16 protein-coding genes are annotated in these 15817 nt (G+C 61.8%); 9 read left to right on the top strand and 7 right to left on the bottom strand.

Going from position 1 to position 15817, the window contains the following annotated elements; translation table 11 throughout:
• Positions 1-50 precede the first annotated feature (50 nt).
• The gene (locus AB4048_RS05040; RefSeq protein WP_442200824.1) at positions 51-728 is read left to right on the top strand and encodes an HAD family hydrolase; all 678 of its coding nucleotides are present in this window, start codon (positions 51-53) and stop codon (positions 726-728) included.
• 94 nt (positions 729-822) lie between these two features.
• Complete coding sequence (locus AB4048_RS05035; RefSeq protein ID WP_442200823.1) at positions 823-2406, top strand: FGGY-family carbohydrate kinase; 1584 nt, start codon at positions 823-825, stop codon at positions 2404-2406.
• A gap of 17 nt (positions 2407-2423) precedes the next feature.
• Here the strand turns inward: AB4048_RS05035 and AB4048_RS05030 are convergent, their stop codons facing one another.
• Positions 2424-3275: a MurR/RpiR family transcriptional regulator gene (locus tag AB4048_RS05030; protein WP_442200822.1), complete on the bottom strand. Its 852-nt coding sequence runs from the start codon at positions 3273-3275 to the stop codon at positions 2424-2426.
• A gap of 253 nt (positions 3276-3528) precedes the next feature.
• Between AB4048_RS05030 and AB4048_RS05025 the strand changes: the two genes are divergently transcribed.
• Positions 3529-4254: a sulfate transporter family protein gene (locus tag AB4048_RS05025; RefSeq protein ID WP_442200821.1), complete on the top strand. Its 726-nt coding sequence runs from the start codon at positions 3529-3531 to the stop codon at positions 4252-4254.
• Here AB4048_RS05025 and nth read toward each other — a convergent pair.
• Positions 4228-5019, bottom strand: coding sequence for an endonuclease III (gene nth / locus AB4048_RS05020; RefSeq protein WP_442200820.1), 792 nt, complete (start codon positions 5017-5019; stop codon positions 4228-4230). The genes AB4048_RS05025 and nth overlap by 27 nt on opposite strands.
• Here nth and AB4048_RS05015 point away from each other — a divergent pair.
• A complete protein-coding gene (locus tag AB4048_RS05015; RefSeq protein WP_442200819.1) occupies positions 5018-5515 on the top strand; it encodes a DUF2244 domain-containing protein in 498 nt (165 codons plus the stop codon). The two genes, nth and AB4048_RS05015, sit on opposite strands and share 2 nt — an antisense overlap.
• A gap of 71 nt (positions 5516-5586) precedes the next feature.
• Entirely contained in the window at positions 5587-6456 is an 870-nt protein-coding gene (locus tag AB4048_RS05010; protein ID WP_442200818.1) for a methylated-DNA--[protein]-cysteine S-methyltransferase, read from the top strand.
• Between the two features lie 19 nt (positions 6457-6475).
• Here AB4048_RS05010 and AB4048_RS05005 read toward each other — a convergent pair whose 3' ends face one another.
• Positions 6476-7465, bottom strand: coding sequence for a sugar-binding transcriptional regulator (locus AB4048_RS05005; protein ID WP_442200817.1), 990 nt, complete (start codon positions 7463-7465; stop codon positions 6476-6478).
• A gap of 292 nt (positions 7466-7757) precedes the next feature.
• Between AB4048_RS05005 and tal the strand changes: the two genes are divergently transcribed.
• Positions 7758-8723, top strand: coding sequence for a transaldolase (tal, locus tag AB4048_RS05000; protein WP_442200816.1), 966 nt, complete (start codon positions 7758-7760; stop codon positions 8721-8723).
• Between the two features lie 169 nt (positions 8724-8892).
• Here tal and AB4048_RS04995 read toward each other — a convergent pair whose 3' ends face one another.
• From AB4048_RS04995 to AB4048_RS04980, 4 genes are all read right to left on the bottom strand, one after another.
• A complete protein-coding gene (locus AB4048_RS04995) occupies positions 8893-10053 on the bottom strand; it encodes a CaiB/BaiF CoA transferase family protein (protein WP_442200815.1) in 1161 nt (386 codons plus the stop codon).
• 13 nt (positions 10054-10066) lie between these two features.
• A complete protein-coding gene (locus AB4048_RS04990; protein ID WP_442200814.1) occupies positions 10067-10612 on the bottom strand; it encodes a MaoC family dehydratase in 546 nt (181 codons plus the stop codon).
• Between the two features lie 80 nt (positions 10613-10692).
• Entirely contained in the window at positions 10693-11529 is an 837-nt protein-coding gene (locus AB4048_RS04985; protein ID WP_442200813.1) for an amidohydrolase family protein, read from the bottom strand.
• Positions 11530-11595: 66 nt separating this feature from the next.
• A complete protein-coding gene (locus AB4048_RS04980) occupies positions 11596-12384 on the bottom strand; it encodes an IclR family transcriptional regulator (protein WP_442200812.1) in 789 nt (262 codons plus the stop codon).
• A 181-nt stretch (positions 12385-12565) separates the two neighbouring features.
• Between AB4048_RS04980 and AB4048_RS04975 the strand changes: the two genes are divergently transcribed.
• The 3 genes from AB4048_RS04975 (at position 12566) to AB4048_RS04965 (ending at position 15815) form a co-directional block, all read left to right on the top strand.
• Entirely contained in the window at positions 12566-13879 is a 1314-nt protein-coding gene (locus tag AB4048_RS04975; protein ID WP_442200811.1) for an extracellular solute-binding protein, read from the top strand.
• Positions 13880-14052: 173 nt separating this feature from the next.
• Positions 14053-14946 (top strand): carbohydrate ABC transporter permease, encoded by an 894-nt coding sequence (locus tag AB4048_RS04970; RefSeq protein WP_442200810.1) that lies wholly within the window; start codon positions 14053-14055, stop codon positions 14944-14946.
• A gap of 2 nt (positions 14947-14948) precedes the next feature.
• The gene (locus AB4048_RS04965) at positions 14949-15815 is read left to right on the top strand and encodes a carbohydrate ABC transporter permease (RefSeq protein WP_442200809.1); all 867 of its coding nucleotides are present in this window, start codon (positions 14949-14951) and stop codon (positions 15813-15815) included.
• Positions 15816-15817: the final 2 nt, after the last annotated feature.

Genomic DNA, 15817 nt, shown 5'->3' with positions numbered 1-15817 from the left:
CTGTGACTGTTATGCGCCGTCATGAAACGTACTTCATGATTGGATCGGCCATGGCTGACGCGGAAAAACGGCTAGTCGTCTTCGACTGCGACGGCGTGCTCGTGGATAGCGAGCCGCTCTCGATCGCCGTGCTGGTCGAGGCGATGCGCGAGGAAGGCGTCGAAATCAGCGAGGAGGAAGCTTATGAACGCTTCCTCGGCCGAAGCCTTGCTACGCTGGTCGAGACGCTGCACCGCGAATTCCACGTCTTTGCCGGTGAGGCATTCCTGGAACGGATCCGCAAAGACCTCTACGCTCGCTTTCGCGCCGAGTTGAAACCCATCAAGGGCATTGCCGAAACGCTCGATGCGCTCGACATGCCGCGTTGCGTCGCCTCGTCGAGCCAGATGGAGCGGATTCGTCTTTCGCTCGGGGTTACCGGCCTCCTCGACCGGCTGGAGCCCGATATCTTCAGCGCCACGATGGTGAAACGCGGCAAACCCGCGCCGGATCTGTTTCTCCATGCCGCCGAACGGATGGGGGTGGCGCCCGAGGCGTGCATCGTCGTCGAGGACAGCCCGGCGGGGATCATGGCGGCGAAGGCGGCAGGTATGACCGTCTTTGCCTTTACCGGCGGCTCGCACGCAAACCTGCCAAGCTACCTTGCGGAATTGCGCCGGCTTTCGCCGGACGTGACGTTTGACCTCATGCCTGATTTGATACACCTTGTCCGAAAACACCGCGCATAGGCTTTGACGGCACTAGTGCGCTGAGATGGGAGGTTGCTGGTTCTTCGGCGCGATCCACGTGCCGATCCGGCAAGGCGGGCGGGGTTCCTGATTGATGCGTAGTCATGTGGTCGCGGTCGACATCGGCACCGGCAGCGCTCGCGCCGGTGTCTTCGATGCCGACGGCGTCCTTCTCGGCAAGGCCGAGCATCCCATCCTCATGAACAAGCCCCGTGAAAACCACGCCGAACACAGCTCCGAGGACATCTGGGGCGCCGTCTGCGTGGCGGTTCGCGCCGCCCGATCGGCGTCGGGTATCGCGCCGGAGGCGATCGGCGCGATCGGTTTCGATGCGACGTGTTCGCTCGTCGTCCGCGATACCGATGGTTTGCCGGCGACAGTTTCCATCGGTGGAGAGGACCGCTTCGACACCATCGTCTGGCTCGATCACCGCGCGCTCCAGGAGGCGGATTTCTGTACGGCCACCGAGCACGCCGTGCTCGAACACTCCGGTCACTTCATGTCGCCGGAAATGGAAATGCCGAAGCTGATGTGGCTGAAGGAGCATTTGCCTGAAACCTGGTCGAAGGCCGGATATTTCTTCGATCTGGCGGACTTCCTGACATGGAAAGCCACCGGCTCGCTTGTCCGCTCGCGCTGCACGCTGACGTCCAAGTGGAATTATCTCGCCCATAAGAAGCCGGGCTGGCAGACGGATTTTCTAAACCTTATCGGGCTCGGCGATTTATGCGAACGGGGCAATCTGCCCGAGGAGACCGCACCGGTCGGGGCGAGCGTCGGTACGCTGACCAGCGAGGCCGCCGGTGCGCTGGGGCTCGATACGGGCTGTCATGTCGCGGCCGGCATGATCGATGCCTACGCAGGCGCGCTCGGAGTGCTCGGCGGAGATGCCGGCGACATGGATGCGCTTGAGCGACACCTCGCCCTTATCGCGGGAACGTCGAGCTGCATCATTTCCTTTTCTCGCGAGCGCAAGCGCAGCACTGGCATGTGGGGGCCTTACTTCGAGGCGGTGTTTCCCCAATCCTGGCTTGTCGAAGCAGGCCAATCGGCAACGGGCGCCCTGCTCGATCATATCGTGCTCATGCACGCCGCCGGCGGCGAGCCGACGGCAGCGCTGCATCAGCGTATCGTCAAGCGGATCTCGGAGCTCCGAACGCTCGAAGGCGAAGCGTTCGCAGCCCGCCTGCACGTGCTGCCGGATTTTCACGGCAACCGGTCGCCGCTCGCGGATCCGCATGCGGTGGGCGTCGTGAGCGGGCTCACCCTCGACACGTCCTTCGACGGTCTTTGCCGTCTCTACTGGCGTACCGGCGTCGGTATCGCGCTGGGCTTGCGGCACATTCTGGAGCGCATGCGCGAATATGGCTACATGCCCGACACGCTCAACGTTGCCGGCGGTCATGTGAAAAACCCGATGCTGATGGAGCTTTATTCCGACGTTACCGGCTGCAAGGTCGTGGTGCCGAAGATGAACGACGCCGTACTTCTCGGCACGGCGATCGCCGCATCGGTGGCTTGCGGTCTTCATGAAGACCTCGCAGCAGCGGGCGCGGCCATGTATCCCGGCGGCGACGTCCGTCTTCCGGATCCGGGCAAGACTGCGTGCTACGAGCGTGATTACCAGCGGTTTCTCGCCATGCATCGCCACCGCGCCGAATTGGATGCGATGGGATAGCGATCCGGACTTGCCGGTCAGCGCATCGGCGTATCGGCAAACATGCCTTCGAGTTCGTTGATCCTGCGGGCTCGAATTTCGCCCTCGCTGCCCGCGGCATGAATAACGGCGGCCGCGAAAAATTCCAGGAGCGCCGTCATGGCCGTGAAATTCTCGCGCGTCCCTGCTCGGGAGGGCGGCAGCGACAGGGTAAGATTGGCAAATTCGTGCGCCCACTCGGTATACTGAGCGGTGATCAGCAGGACCTTGTATCCCGAACGTCGTGCGGACCGCGCCAAAAGCCGGGATTTCGAAAAACGCGGCGTATCGACGATGACGAGCAACGCGTCCGTCGACTGATGCGCGAGAAGCTCGGCGTAATTGCCATTGGTGCCAGGGCAGAACTCAACATGATCACGGGCGTGGGCGAGGTGATGACAGAAATGCGCCCCCAACCCATCGAGGCTCTGGTGTGCCGCAATGAAGACTTCGCTGGCGGACAGCACCATGCCGACGGCGTCGAGCCAGACCGGCTGCGTCGCCAGGCTGTAGCAGTGATGAAGCATGTCGATCTGTTCGGCCATCACGTTTGCGAGCGGTCGGCCCTCGCTTGCATCCTTCTGCAATTGCTCCATGGCGGCCGGCAGCTGCCACGTTGCAGGCCCCGTATTCTCCCGCAGGTGAACCTTGATCCCGTCGAGCCCCTGATAGCCAAGCGCCCGCAGGAAGCGCCCGACAGTCATCGGGCTCAGTTCGAGCCGGTCGGCGACCGAAGAGGCGGTTTCAAAGGGCAGTTCGTTCAGATGATCTGAGAAATAGCGGGCAATACGACGCTCGGCTGGCGTTCCGGATTTCATATACTGTCTGAGCTTTTGGCTAAGATCTTCCAAGGATGCCTCGTTCTTGTTTTCAGCCGGTGCGCGATTCTATCCGGCTGATAGCAATCGCGAGGTGCTTCGAAATCAGAAAATCCCCATACCAGCACTAAGCCGTTGTTTTTTCGATCAGGAGCTTAATATATATTAGCTTTCACTCCAATACAACGAAGCCTTTTGGCGCAATACGATGCCGCGCGGCACGAAACCTTGCCGGCGCGAGTAAGGATCCCTACATGCGCAGTCGCACGCAAAGGATGCTGACTAAATGATCTTGGACGCCGCGCGCCTCGCCGCCGTTAACCTGTTTTCGCCGGAGACACGCAACGTCTTCTGGAAAGTACTCGGAATGACGCTAATCGTGCTGGCTGGTCTGTGGCTTGCGCTGAGAAGCGCCTTCATCGCGCTCGCGTTGCCCTCACTGCAGACTTTCCTCCCCGACCTGCCCGATTGGGCCGGCTGGCTGGGCTTCGTGTTTGCGGCCGTCGCGGGGCTTGGGCTTGCTCTTGCACTCGCGCTCTTGCTTTCGCCGGTCACCGCCTTGATTGCGGGCCTTTTCCTCGATGACGTCGCCGAGGTGGTGGAGAAGCGAGACTATGCGGGCGATGCGCCGGGCAAGGCCATGCCGCTCGGGGCGGCGCTCGCAAGTTCGCTGAAGTTTCTGGGCGTCGTCATCGTCGGCAATTTGATTGCGCTTGCGCTGCTCTTCGTGCCGGGCGTCAACCTGATCGCCTTCTTTGTGGTCAACGGCTATCTACTCGGTCGGGAATTCTTCGAGTTCGCGGCCATGCGATTTCGATCGCCGGCGGAAGCTCGACTGTTTCGCGTCAAGCATGCGCCGACGATTTTTCTCGGCGGATTGGTCATCGCAGCCTTCCTCGCCGTGCCGGTGCTGAACCTTTTGACGCCGCTCTTCGCCGCCGGGATGATGGTGCATCTGCACAAGCAGCTAAGCCGGAAAGATCCGCTATTCTCCGATCGCCTGCTGCGGTAGTTCCAGAAGCGGTGCCGGAATATCGCAGCTCTTCTCGGGCGACCGACAGAGGTCGGCGATGACGCAGCGCTCGCATTCCGGCTTGCGCGCCTTGCAGCAGTAGCGCCCGTGCAGGATCAGCCAGTGATGGGCGTGAAAGAGGTAGTGGTCGGGAATGACCTTCATCAGCCGCTGCTCGACCTCATCCGGGGTCTTGGCCGGTGCCAGGCGGATGCGGTTGGCAATACGGAAAATGTGCGTATCGACGGCGATCGTCGCATGGCCGAAGGCCATCGACAGCACCACGTTGGCGGTCTTGCGCCCGACGCCCGGCAGCGTCATCAACGCCTCGCGCGTCTGCGGCACCTCGCCGCCGAAGACGTCGATGAGCTTCTGCGACAGCGCGATCACGTTCTTCGCCTTGTTGCGGTAAAGACCGATCGTCTTGATGTAGTCGCGCAACCTTTCCTCGCCAAGCTCGATCATTTTTTGCGGCGTGTCGGCAACCGCAAAGAGGGCGCGTGTCGCCTTGTTGACGCCGACGTCGGTCGCCTGGGCGGACAGGGCGACCGCGACCACCAGCGTGAAGGGGTTGACGTGCTCGAGCTCCCCTTTCGGCACCGGCCGCTGAACGGAAAAGCGGCGAAAGATCTCCTCGATCTCGGCCCTCGAATAGGCGGAGCGGACAGCCGGCTTGCGACCTGCCGACGCACTTGACGTTTCCCGCGGCCGGGTGCTGGATTTGATCTTCAGATTTGCCATGAACGACCTATACTCAAGTCCCATGACGGAACGCAACGCCGATAGGCCGGACGAACGGCCGGTCTTTGCAGCCGAGCTCTTTCCCTACCGTTCGCTCGGACGCAAGGGGTTCAGGGTTCTGCTGGCGTTGATGGGCGCGTTCTGCCTGTTCTATGGCACCCTGTTCGTGATCCGGGGTGCCTGGCCGATCGGCCTTTTCATGGGTGCCGATTTCCTGCTGCTTTATGTTGCCTTCCGGTTCAACTACCGCTCGGGCCGTGCGCGTGAAGAGGTGACTGTTTCGCGAACCGACGTTTCGGTGCGCAAATTCTCTCCCTCGGGCCGGATGGTCGAGCACCGCTTCAATCCGTTCTGGGCGCGCTTTTTCGTGCGCCGCCATGAGGAGATCGGCATCACGTCGATGCGGATCAGCGGCGAGGGCAGGGCAACCGAGATCGGCTCTTTCCTCAATCCCGAGGACCGCGAGAGCTTCGCCAAGGCCTTCAAAAGCGCCCTTGCGACGGTTACGCGGCGGATTTAGCCGGAAACCGCAAGAATCGGGTGGAAGGAGAAGCGGTTAAGTGGTCATCTCCTCGACCAAGGAGAAAGCTCATGAACGCACTCGCCAAGCTCAATACGGACGTTACCCCAGATGGCCCGGACTACGACACGGTCCGCCGCGTGATCGAGCTCATCACGCTCGACTATCGCGACCAGCCATCGCTGGAGACGCTTGCGAGCGAACTCGGCCAATCGCCGACGCAGCTGCAAAAAACCTTTACCCGCTGGGCCGGACTGTCTCCCAAGGCCTTTCTGCAGGCGGTTACCCTCGACCACGCCAAGCGGCTGCTGCGCCAAGAGGACCTGCCGCTGCTTGAAACTTCGATCGAGGTCGGTCTTTCCGGGCCAAGCCGCCTGCATGACCTTTTCGTCACGCACGAGGCCATGTCGCCGGGAGAATGGAAGGCGCGCGGCGAGGGGCTCCTGATACGCTACGGCTTTCACGCCTCGCTGTTCGGCACCGCTCTTGTCATGGCGACCGAGCGCGGACTTGCCGGTCTCGCCTTCAGCGACGGCGACGAGCAGGCCTGCCTCAACGATATGACCAGCCGCTGGCCCAATGCGACGTTCGTCGAGGACCGCGAGGCGACCGCACCCTATGCGGAACGTGTGTTCCGGGAAGACAAATGGCGCTGCGACCAGCCGCTGCGCGTCGTGCTGATCGGCACGGATTTCCAGGTGCGTGTGTGGGAAAGCCTGTTGAAGATCCCGATGGGCAAGGCCGTCACCTATTCCGACATCGCCAACGATATCGGCCAGCCGACCGCCAGCCGCGCCGTCGGCGCCGCCGTGGGCCGCAACCCGATCTCTTTCGTCGTGCCCTGTCACCGCGCGCTCGGCAAGAACGGCGCACTCACCGGCTATCACTGGGGCCTGACGCGCAAGCGCGCCATGCTCGGCTGGGAGGCCGGAAAGGCCTGAGCAAGTCCTGCCCTCGTGATCACGCCGCCTTGGCCTCGGCGAGATCAAGCAGCGCCATAGCCGCTCCCTCGTCGGTAATCAGCGTGTTGCAGCCGATCCGCTTGATCGTCGCGCGGATCGCGACGGCGCGGTGGGCGCCGCCGGAGGAGAGCACGATGTGCTTGGCTTTCTTCAGCGTGTCGAGGTCGACGGACATGACGCGGCTGTTGATCGAGTGGTCGATAGAGCGGCCTTCCTGGTCGAGGAAGTTGAACATGGTATCGCAGACGCAGCCGGCGGCGACGAGCTCTTCCAGTTCCTGTTTGGATATGAAGCCCTCCGACAGCGAAGTGGAATGCGGGCCGATATCGCCGCAGCTGACGATCGCCAGGTCAAGGTTCTCCGCCAGCCGATAGATCGTCTCAAGTCCGCATTTTTCGATCAGGTTGCGTTTCGTCTCGACGGAATCGACAAGCAAGGGCGCGAGGAACATGTAGCATTCCGCGCCGAGCTGGCTCGCCAGCCGCCAGGTATAATCGATCGGATTGGTCTGGTGGACGGCGACGATGCCGCCGAGCAACGAAACCACCTTGCAATTGTCCCGCCGGGGAGGCCGGAAGCTCGCCAGCGACGCCGTCATCGTGCGTCCCCAGCCAACTCCGATCGTAAAGTTGTCGGGGATGGCTTCCGTCAGAAACTGGCCGAGCGCCAGGCCGACGCTTTTGGCTTGCGCGTTGGCATCGCCGCCGACCGGTGCCGGCACGACGATCGCCTCGTCGAGGCCATAGGCGCGCTCCAGCTTGATCGCCAGCTCGACACAGTCGTCAATGCCCTCGTTGATGAAGATCTGCACCTCGGCGCGCCGCATCGCTTCGTCGAGCAGCCGAATGACCGTCGTGCGGCTGATGCCCAGCTGTTCGGCGACGTCTTTTTGCGTAAGTCCTTGATTGTAGTAGAGCCAGGCGGCGCGCAGCCGCAAGGATGCGGCTTCGGCCAAGGCCGTGTGTGTTCCACGTCTGAGCTTGGCCATCGGTCCTCCGGCAAGTGCCGCCGCACCTTAGGGGCGGCCGTCGACCTGTTAGCCTCGATACTCGCCGTAATTTGAAACTTATGTCAATTCAATTACGCAAATGTCCTTGACTTTTCTATCCGTGAACGATGATATTCCAGGGAAACCGGAGGCACTCGGAACCTAGGGTCTTTTCCGATGCCCGCCCTATATGAAGTTTTGCTTTCCCTTCATCTGCGGTTGGAGGAGGGTGTAAAACCGCACCAGGCTCTGCACGCCGGTCAACGTTCGTATTCAACGAGGAATATCCATCATGAGCTCCAAGCTTGACCAACTCCGCTCCATGACGACGGTGGTCGCCGACACCGGCGACATCGAAGCGGTCGCCCGCCTGAAGCCGGTCGATTGCACCACCAATCCGACGATCGTGCTAAAGGCGCTCGGCACGCCGACGTTTGCCGACACGATCAAGGAAGCCGTTCTATGGGGCAAGAAGCAGGGCGGCAATCCCGAAGCCGTCGCCTCCGAAGTCGCAAGCCGCCTGGCGATCTCCGTGGGTGCCGCGCTGGTGAAACTCGTTCCCGGCCGCGTCTCCACCGAAGTGGACGCCGACCTGTCCTTCGACATCGACGGATCGCTTGCCAAGGCGCGCAGCATCATCGCGGCCTATAAGGAGCGCGGCATCGAGCGCGACCGCATCCTCATCAAGCTCGCGTCAACCTGGGAAGGCATTCGCGCCGCCGAAGTGCTGCAGAAGGAAGGCATCGACTGCAATCTGACCCTGCTCTTCAGCAAGGCTCAGGCGGTCGCCTGCGCCGACGCCAAGGTCTTCCTGATCTCGCCCTTCGTCGGCCGGATCCTTGACTGGTACAAGAAGTCCACGGGCAAGGAATACACGTCTGCCGACGATCCGGGCGTCCTGTCGGTCCGTGATATCTACCACTACTACAAGTCCCATGACATCAAGACGGTCGTCATGGGCGCCTCGTTCCGCAGCGCCGCCGAAATCGAGGCACTGGCCGGCTGCGACCGCCTGACGATCAGCCCGGCTCTGCTCGACGAACTGTCCAACGACCAGGGCAAGCTCGAGCGGCAGCTGTCGCCTGATAACACGAAGGCCGAGCCGAAGATCGAGATCGACGAGAAGACCTTCCGCTGGATGATGAACGAAGATCAGATGGCGACCGAGAAGCTCTCGGAAGGCATTCGCGCCTTCGGCAAGGACCTCGTTGCGCTGCGCACGATGGTCAGCAAGGAACTGCAGTTGGCAGCGGCTTAAGGTCTTTTGGGAAAGTTCGAAGGGCGGAAATTGTTGCCGCCCTTCGCTTATCGCTGAGGGCCGCCTCGCTGTGGCTCCGCGCCTGCCTGTCGGGCATGTTCTCCCCGCCGGGGAGTAGGTGGTCCGAGGGCTCGGATGAGGGCCCCCTACGGCACGACCCCGATACCTCCTAATTCCCTATGAATTCCGCCCTGATCTCGTCCGTCCGGCTGCCGATCGTCGGCGCGGCGCGGTCGTCTTTGTGGCGGCGGCCATTGACGCGGATCGGGCTGGCGGTGGTGCGCACGCAAACGCCGTCGGCGCGAGTGACCGTCTGCAGCATGTCTATCTGACGGAAGGCGGCGGTTTCCAGCAGCTTCGGCCAGTCGAGCACTTCGGCGGCCCAGATGTCGGCCGGTTCCAGGATTGCGAGCCACTCCGAAACCGTCCTGTCGCGCAGTCGCGTCGCGATCAGAGCCTTGGCGGCATCACGGCGGGTGAAGGCTTCGTCCGGCGTAAAGGAGGCAAGCGCCGGAAGGTCGAGGAGCGGCGCGAGCTTGGCGAGCGGCATCATCGCCACCGCCAGCCAGCCGTCCCTGCACGCATAGACGCCGTAGGGCGCGGCGAGATAGGCATGGGCGTTGCGCACCGCCGATTTTTGCGGCAGCCGCCCACCGTCGTTGAGATGCGTGGTCAGCACCTCGAATTGGAAATCGACCATCGCCTCCATCAGGCTGGTTTCGACATGGACGCCTTCACCGCTGATGCTTCGGCGCACCAGGCCGGCGAGGATGGCCTGCACGAGCAGGTTGCCCGCCAGCATGTCGGCAACGGCAAGGCCGAAGGGCACGGGCCCGTCGCCGGCCTCGCCGTTCAGCCACATCGCCCCGGAACGCGCCTGCGCCAACAGATCCTGGCCCGGGAAATGCGCCCAATCGTCCGCCGGCCCATAGCCGGTGATGCTGCCGTAGACGATGCGAGGATTGATCTTGCGGACCGTCTCGTAGTCGAGCCCTAGGCGCTCGATGACGCCGGGGCGGAAATTCTGGATGACGACGTCGGCCTTGGCGATCAGGGCGCGGATGGCCTTAAGATCGCCCGGATCCTTCATGTTGCCGGCAAAGCTCTCCTTGCCCCGGTTGATGGCGTGAAACAGCGTGGAATCGCCGCCGATCTCGGTGTCGGTCAAATAGAGCCGCCGGCAGAGGTCGCCGCCGTCGGGGCGCTCGATCTTGATAACGCGGGCGCCGAGATCGCCGAGACGAAGCGCGGCCATCGGGCCGGCAAGGAACTGGCTCATATCCAGCACGGTGATGCCGGCGAGCAGGTCTTCTTCCTTATGGGCAGTCATATGCGGTGGTCCTTCAGCCCTTGATCTCGGGCGCGTCGGCGGGCCGGCCGTCTCTGTAGCGCACGGTCTGAATATGCTCGCAATAGAGCACGAGTTCGCCTTCGCCCTTGAACACCTCGTAGGACGAGCGGATGAGGCCGAGATCCCTGTACTTCGGCTGTTTGTCGAGGTTGGTGCGGATCGTATAGATCGTGTCGCCGATGAAGGTCGGCTTGATGAAGCGCAGCTTGTCGTAGCCGTATGAAAAGGCGTTGACGCAATTGGTGGCGACGAGGCCAAGGCCGGCGGAAAAGACAAAGGCGCCCGCCACCAGCCGCTTGCCGAAAAGCCCCTCGGTCTCGGCAAAGATCTGGTCGCCGACATAGGGGTGCATGTCGAGCACGAGCGCGTTGAACTGCATCGACTCGCCCTCGGAGATCGTCCGGCGCAGCGAGCGTATCTTATGGCCGATCTCGAAGTCTTCGTAGAACCAGTTTTCCGCGTTCCACACCGGAAGCGAGGCGTGGTCTTGAGGCATGGACTTCGGATGGGTGCTGGATGTGCCGACGGTAGCGGTCATGGCTGTCTCGATGTGGGTCTATCTGTTTGTTTTTACGCAATTCCGGACGGAAAACCGCGTCACACTTTTCCCGTAATTGCCTAGAGCGCCCAGAGGCGCTTGGCATTGCGGAAAAACAGGCTCTCGCGTTCGTCCGGGCTACAGCCGGATAGGAGCGCGTGGGTGGCGGCGACCCAATGCGTCAACCCGCCGCCGAGCGTGCAGACCGGCCAGTCGCTGCCCCAGACGACGCGGTCCCAGCCGAAACTCGCTATGGAATGTTCGACAAAGGGACGAAGCGTTTCCACCGTCCAGCTGTCGGGATCGGCATAGGCGACGATGCCGGAGATTTTGACGGTCACGTTCGACCGGCGCGCGATATCGGCGATAGCTGTTTTCCAGACGTCGCTCATTCCGTCCTTGACGGCAGGAACGCCGCAATGATCGAGGATGAAGCGGATGTCGGGATTGAGATCGACGAGGGCTGTGGCCTTTTCGATCTGGTGCGGCAGGACGCAGAGGTCGAAGGTCAGGCGCGTGCCGGCAAGACGCTTGAGATTCTCTCGAAAAAGGGCGCCTTCGGAAAGATCGTCCGGCACGACATGCAGCACCCGCCGGAAGCCCTTGACGAAAGGGTCGGCAAGCACGCGCTCGAGATAGGCGGCAAAGCCGTCTTCCTCCGGGCGGCACGCGGCAATCGCGCCGCGGATGAGGCTTCCGGGCCGTTCGGCGAGCCGGTGCACGTAGGCCGTCTCCGCCTCCATATCGGCGACAGCCACATCTACCTCCATGTGGAGCGTATCGGTGATGCCGGAGCGCTGCGCCTCGCGTGCGTAATCCTCGTAGAGGCTGTCGCGGTTCAGCGCTGCTGCTTGCTCAAGCCACGGATAACGCAGGGCTTTCCTGTCGATGACGTGCAGATGTGTATCGAAAAGCATGGCAAACCTCCCCTGCGATGCCTACGAGCTATATACTCACATAAGAATAATCTATTCAAATAAAAATTATTGCTCGGAGTCGTCAGGTTTGCCCGCCACCGTTTCGGATATCTGGCGAGCGGCCTCGCAAACATACTCGGTTACCTGATCGTAGGTCGGTGCATCGGCGTTGACCGGTTCGATAAAGGGACAGGTGAGCGCGGCCAAGGCATTGCCGTCGAGCGCCAGGACCGGGGCGGAAATGTTGCGCACGCCGGTGGTCTGCAGGCTGTCCATCGTCTCGAAGCCGCGTTCGCGGATAAACTGCAGCCGTTCCTCGAGATCGGGCGGCATGCGCGACACTTCCTGCTGGCGCTGCTGCTCCGTCACCATCATGCGCCGCTGCTGATCGTCGCGGAAGGCGAGCAGGATATGCCCGGAGCCGGTGTTGAAGAGGTTGATCTGCGCGCCGACGCGGATCGAAATGCCCCAGTAGGTGGGCGAATCCTGCTGCGCGATGACGACGACCGAGCCACGGTCGAAGACCGCGAGATGACAGGACTGTTCGGCGCGGTTGGAGAAATCGCGCATCAGCGGCGTCGCGAAGGATACGAGGCGCCGCACCGGGGCGTGGAAATGCGCCAGCCCGAACAGCTTCAGCGTCATGAAAAAGCGGTCGCCTTCCTGCCGCTGCACGTAGCCGCGCCGCACCAGGCGGTCGAGCATGCGGTAGAATTCGTTCGGGCTCTTGCCGAGTTGCTTTGCGATCTCCGCCTGCGTGAGCCCGCCGTCGATCCGCGCCAACAGTTCGAGAATGTCGAGACCCTTGTCCAGGGCAGGCGCGCGGTAGCGCTCGCTTTCGTCTTCCAATGCCATATATTCCCTCGCATGCATAAATGGTTTTGATATTCATATATGAATGGAAACGATTTGCAAGCGGCCGGATGATCGGTGCTTGACGCTCAGTAAAGATGATGTTTACATATGAATTATTGATCCATATTTGGATCGGGGAGATTTCGGACGGAATAGTCCGGAAAAATGGGAGGAGTTTCCGATGACGAAATTGAAAGCCGGCGTCGTCGCCGGGCTATTGGCGGTTCTCGCCAGCACCACGGCCTGGTCCGCCGACCTGCCGGGTAAATTCGCGGGCGTCACCATCGACGCCAAGCTGATCGGTGGCCAGCAATACGAGCCGCTCTATGCACGCATCGCCGAGTGGGAAAAGGCGACGGGCGCCAAGGTCAACATCCTGTCGAAGAAGAACCACTTCGAACTCGACAAGGAAATCAAGTCTGACATGGCGTCGGGCAAGATCACCTGGTGCGTCGGCTCGAACCATTCGTCCTTCGCTCCGCAGTATCCCGAACTCTATGCCGATCTCGCCAAGCTGCTGCCGAAGGAAGAAATCGCCGAGTTCGTCGATTCGACGATCAGCGCTTCCACCATCGACGACAAGCTGGTGATGTTGCCGCGCGCGCAGTTCGACGTCTCGGCCCTCTACTACCAGAAGAGCCTCTATCAGGACGAAGCCAAGAAGACGGCGTTCAAGACCAAGTACGGCTACGATCTGGCGCCGCCGAAGACCTGGAAGGAAGTGACCGATCAGTCGATCTTCTTCTCCAACCCGCCGAACTTCTTCGGTACCGAATTTGCCGGCAAGGAAGAGGCGATCAACGGCCGCTTCTATGAAATGCTGGTTGCCGAAGGCGGCGACTACCTGAAGGACGGCAAGCCGGCGTTCAACTCGGAAGCCGGTGTTCGCGCGCTCGACTGGTTCGTCAATCTCTATAAGGCGAAGGCCGTCCCGGCCGGCACCACCAACTATCTGTGGGATGAACTCGGCGCAGGCTTCGCCTCGGGCACCATCGCCATGGACCTCGATTGGCCGGGCTGGGCAACCTACTTCAACGACCCGAAGTCGTCGAAGGTCGCGGGCAATGTCGGCGTCGTCGTCCAGCCGACCGGTTCTTCCGGCAAGCACACCGGCTGGTCCGGCCACCACGGCTTCTCGGTTACTGAATCCTGCGCCAACAAGGATGCTGCCGCCTCGCTCGTCTGGTTCCTGACCAACGACGACTCGCAGAAGCTCGAAGCCGCGAACGGCACGCTGCCGACCCGCAAGGCCGTCTGGGAGTGGGATATCGCGCAGGCCGCTTCCGATCCTTACAAGAAGGAAGTGCTGAGCACGTTCCAGGAAGCCGCGAAATACGCCTTCCCGGTTCCGCGCACGCCGCAATGGATCGAGATTTCCAACGTCGTCTATCCTGAACTCCAGGCCGCCATCCTCGGCGACAAGACGTCGAAGGAAGCGCTCGATGCCGCCGCCGACAAGGCGACGCAGGTTCTGAAGGACGCCGGCGAACTCTAAGCGCCGCACCATACACCCCGCGCCCGGCAAACGGGTGCGGGGCATTTTTCAAAGCTTTCTTGACCCGCCTGTACGGGGCCGGTCTGCCCGGTCAGATAAAACAGGTCCTGACCCGCCGCTGGGCCCATGACATTGCATTCCTGATCGTGACGGGATGCGAACAGGTACACGCTATGCTCAAAAAACTATCGCCACCGGTCCTGCTTCTACTTCCGGCAATCATCGTGCTTGTGGCGGTGGTGCTCTTTCCGCTGCTTTTGTCGCTTTATTCGAGCTTCACGCCCTTCCGGCTGACAAAGCCGGCGACGCTTGGGGTCTGGATCGGTCTGCGCAACTACCAGCGCATCCTCAGCGATCCGGTCTTCCTCGTTGCCTTCGTGCGCACCGTCGTGCTTCTGACCATCGCGCTCAATCTGGAAATGCTGCTCGGGCTGGGGCTTGCGCTTCTGGTCAACAAGGCGACCTATGGCAAGCGCATCCTGCGTACGCTGATGATGTTCCCGATGATGTTTTCGCCCGTTCTCGTCGGCTTCCAGTTCAAGTTCATGTTCAACGACAATGTCGGCATCATCAACAATGCCCTGCAGTCGCTGGGCGTGACGACGCAAGCCATCCCGTGGCTGATCGACGGCAATCTCGCCTTCATGTCGATCGTCATCGCCGAAGTCTGGTCGTCCACCTCGGTCTTCGCCATCCTCATCCTCGCCGGCCTGCTTGCCATGCCGCAGGAGCCGGTGGAGGCGGCGCGCGTCGACGGCTGCACGCCGTGGCAGACCTTCCGCTATGTAACCTGGCCGTTCCTGATGCCGTTCGCCTTCATCGCCATGACGATCCGTTCGCTCGACGTCGCCCGTGCCTATGACATCGTCAAGATCATGACCGACGGCGGGCCCGCCCGGCGCACCGAGCTGGTGTGGACGCTGGTCGGCCGAACGGCCTATGCCGACGCGCAGATGGGGCTTGCAAACGCCATGGCCTATGTCTCGATCATTCTTTCGATCATCTTCACCGTCTATTTCTTCCGCAAGCTTGCGCTTGCCCGCACCCAGATCGGAGCGGAGTGGTAATCATGAATCGCAACACGCAACAACGCATTCGCCGGCGGATCGGAACCGTCGCCTATCTGATCGGGCTTTTCCTGGCGCTGCTCGTCATCTGCCTTCCCGGCTTCTGGATCATCCTCAGCTCGCTGCGTCCGACGGTCGAGATCATGGCGAAGCCCCCGGTATGGATCCCGAACGAGATTTCGCTCGATGCCTATCGCGCCATGTTCGGCGGGCTGGGGCAGGGCGGCATCCCCGTCTGGGACTATTTCCGCAACTCGCTGATCATCTCCATTACCTCGACGGTGATCGCGCTTATCATCGGCATGTCGGGCGGCTATGCCTTCGCCCGCTACCGCTTCCGCGGCAAGTCGGCGGTGTTCCTGGGCCTTATGCTGACACGCTCCGTCCCGGGCATCGCTTTGTCTCTGCCGCTGTTCATGGTCTATGCGCGCATCGGCATCATCGACACGCATTTCGGCCTGATCCTGACCTATGTGGCGCTGAACGTGCCGTTTACGATCTGGCTGATCGACGGCTTCTTCCGCCAGGTGCCGAAGGATCTCGCCGAAGCTGCCCAGATCGACGGCTGTACGCGCTGGCAGGCTTTCTGGCAGGTGGAGTTTCCGCTGGCTGGTCCTGGCATCGCATCCGCGGGCATCTTCGCCTTCCTGACCTCCTGGAACGAGTATGCGCTGGCATCGCAGCTGACGCGGTCGGTCGATTCCAAGACGCTGCCGGTCGGCCTTCTCGACTACACCGCCGAATTCACCATCGATTGGCGCGGCATGTGCGCGCTGGCCGTCGTGATGATCATCCCGGCGCTCGCCCTTACATTCATCATTCAGAAGCACCTGGTGTCCGGTCTGACATTCGGTGCGGTCAAAGGTTGACA

It is taken from the genome of Rhizobium sp. RAF56, assembly GCF_052113965.1.
Lineage (GTDB): Bacteria > Pseudomonadota > Alphaproteobacteria > Rhizobiales > Rhizobiaceae > Rhizobium.
This window is presented reverse-complemented; position numbering and strand designations above follow the sequence as displayed.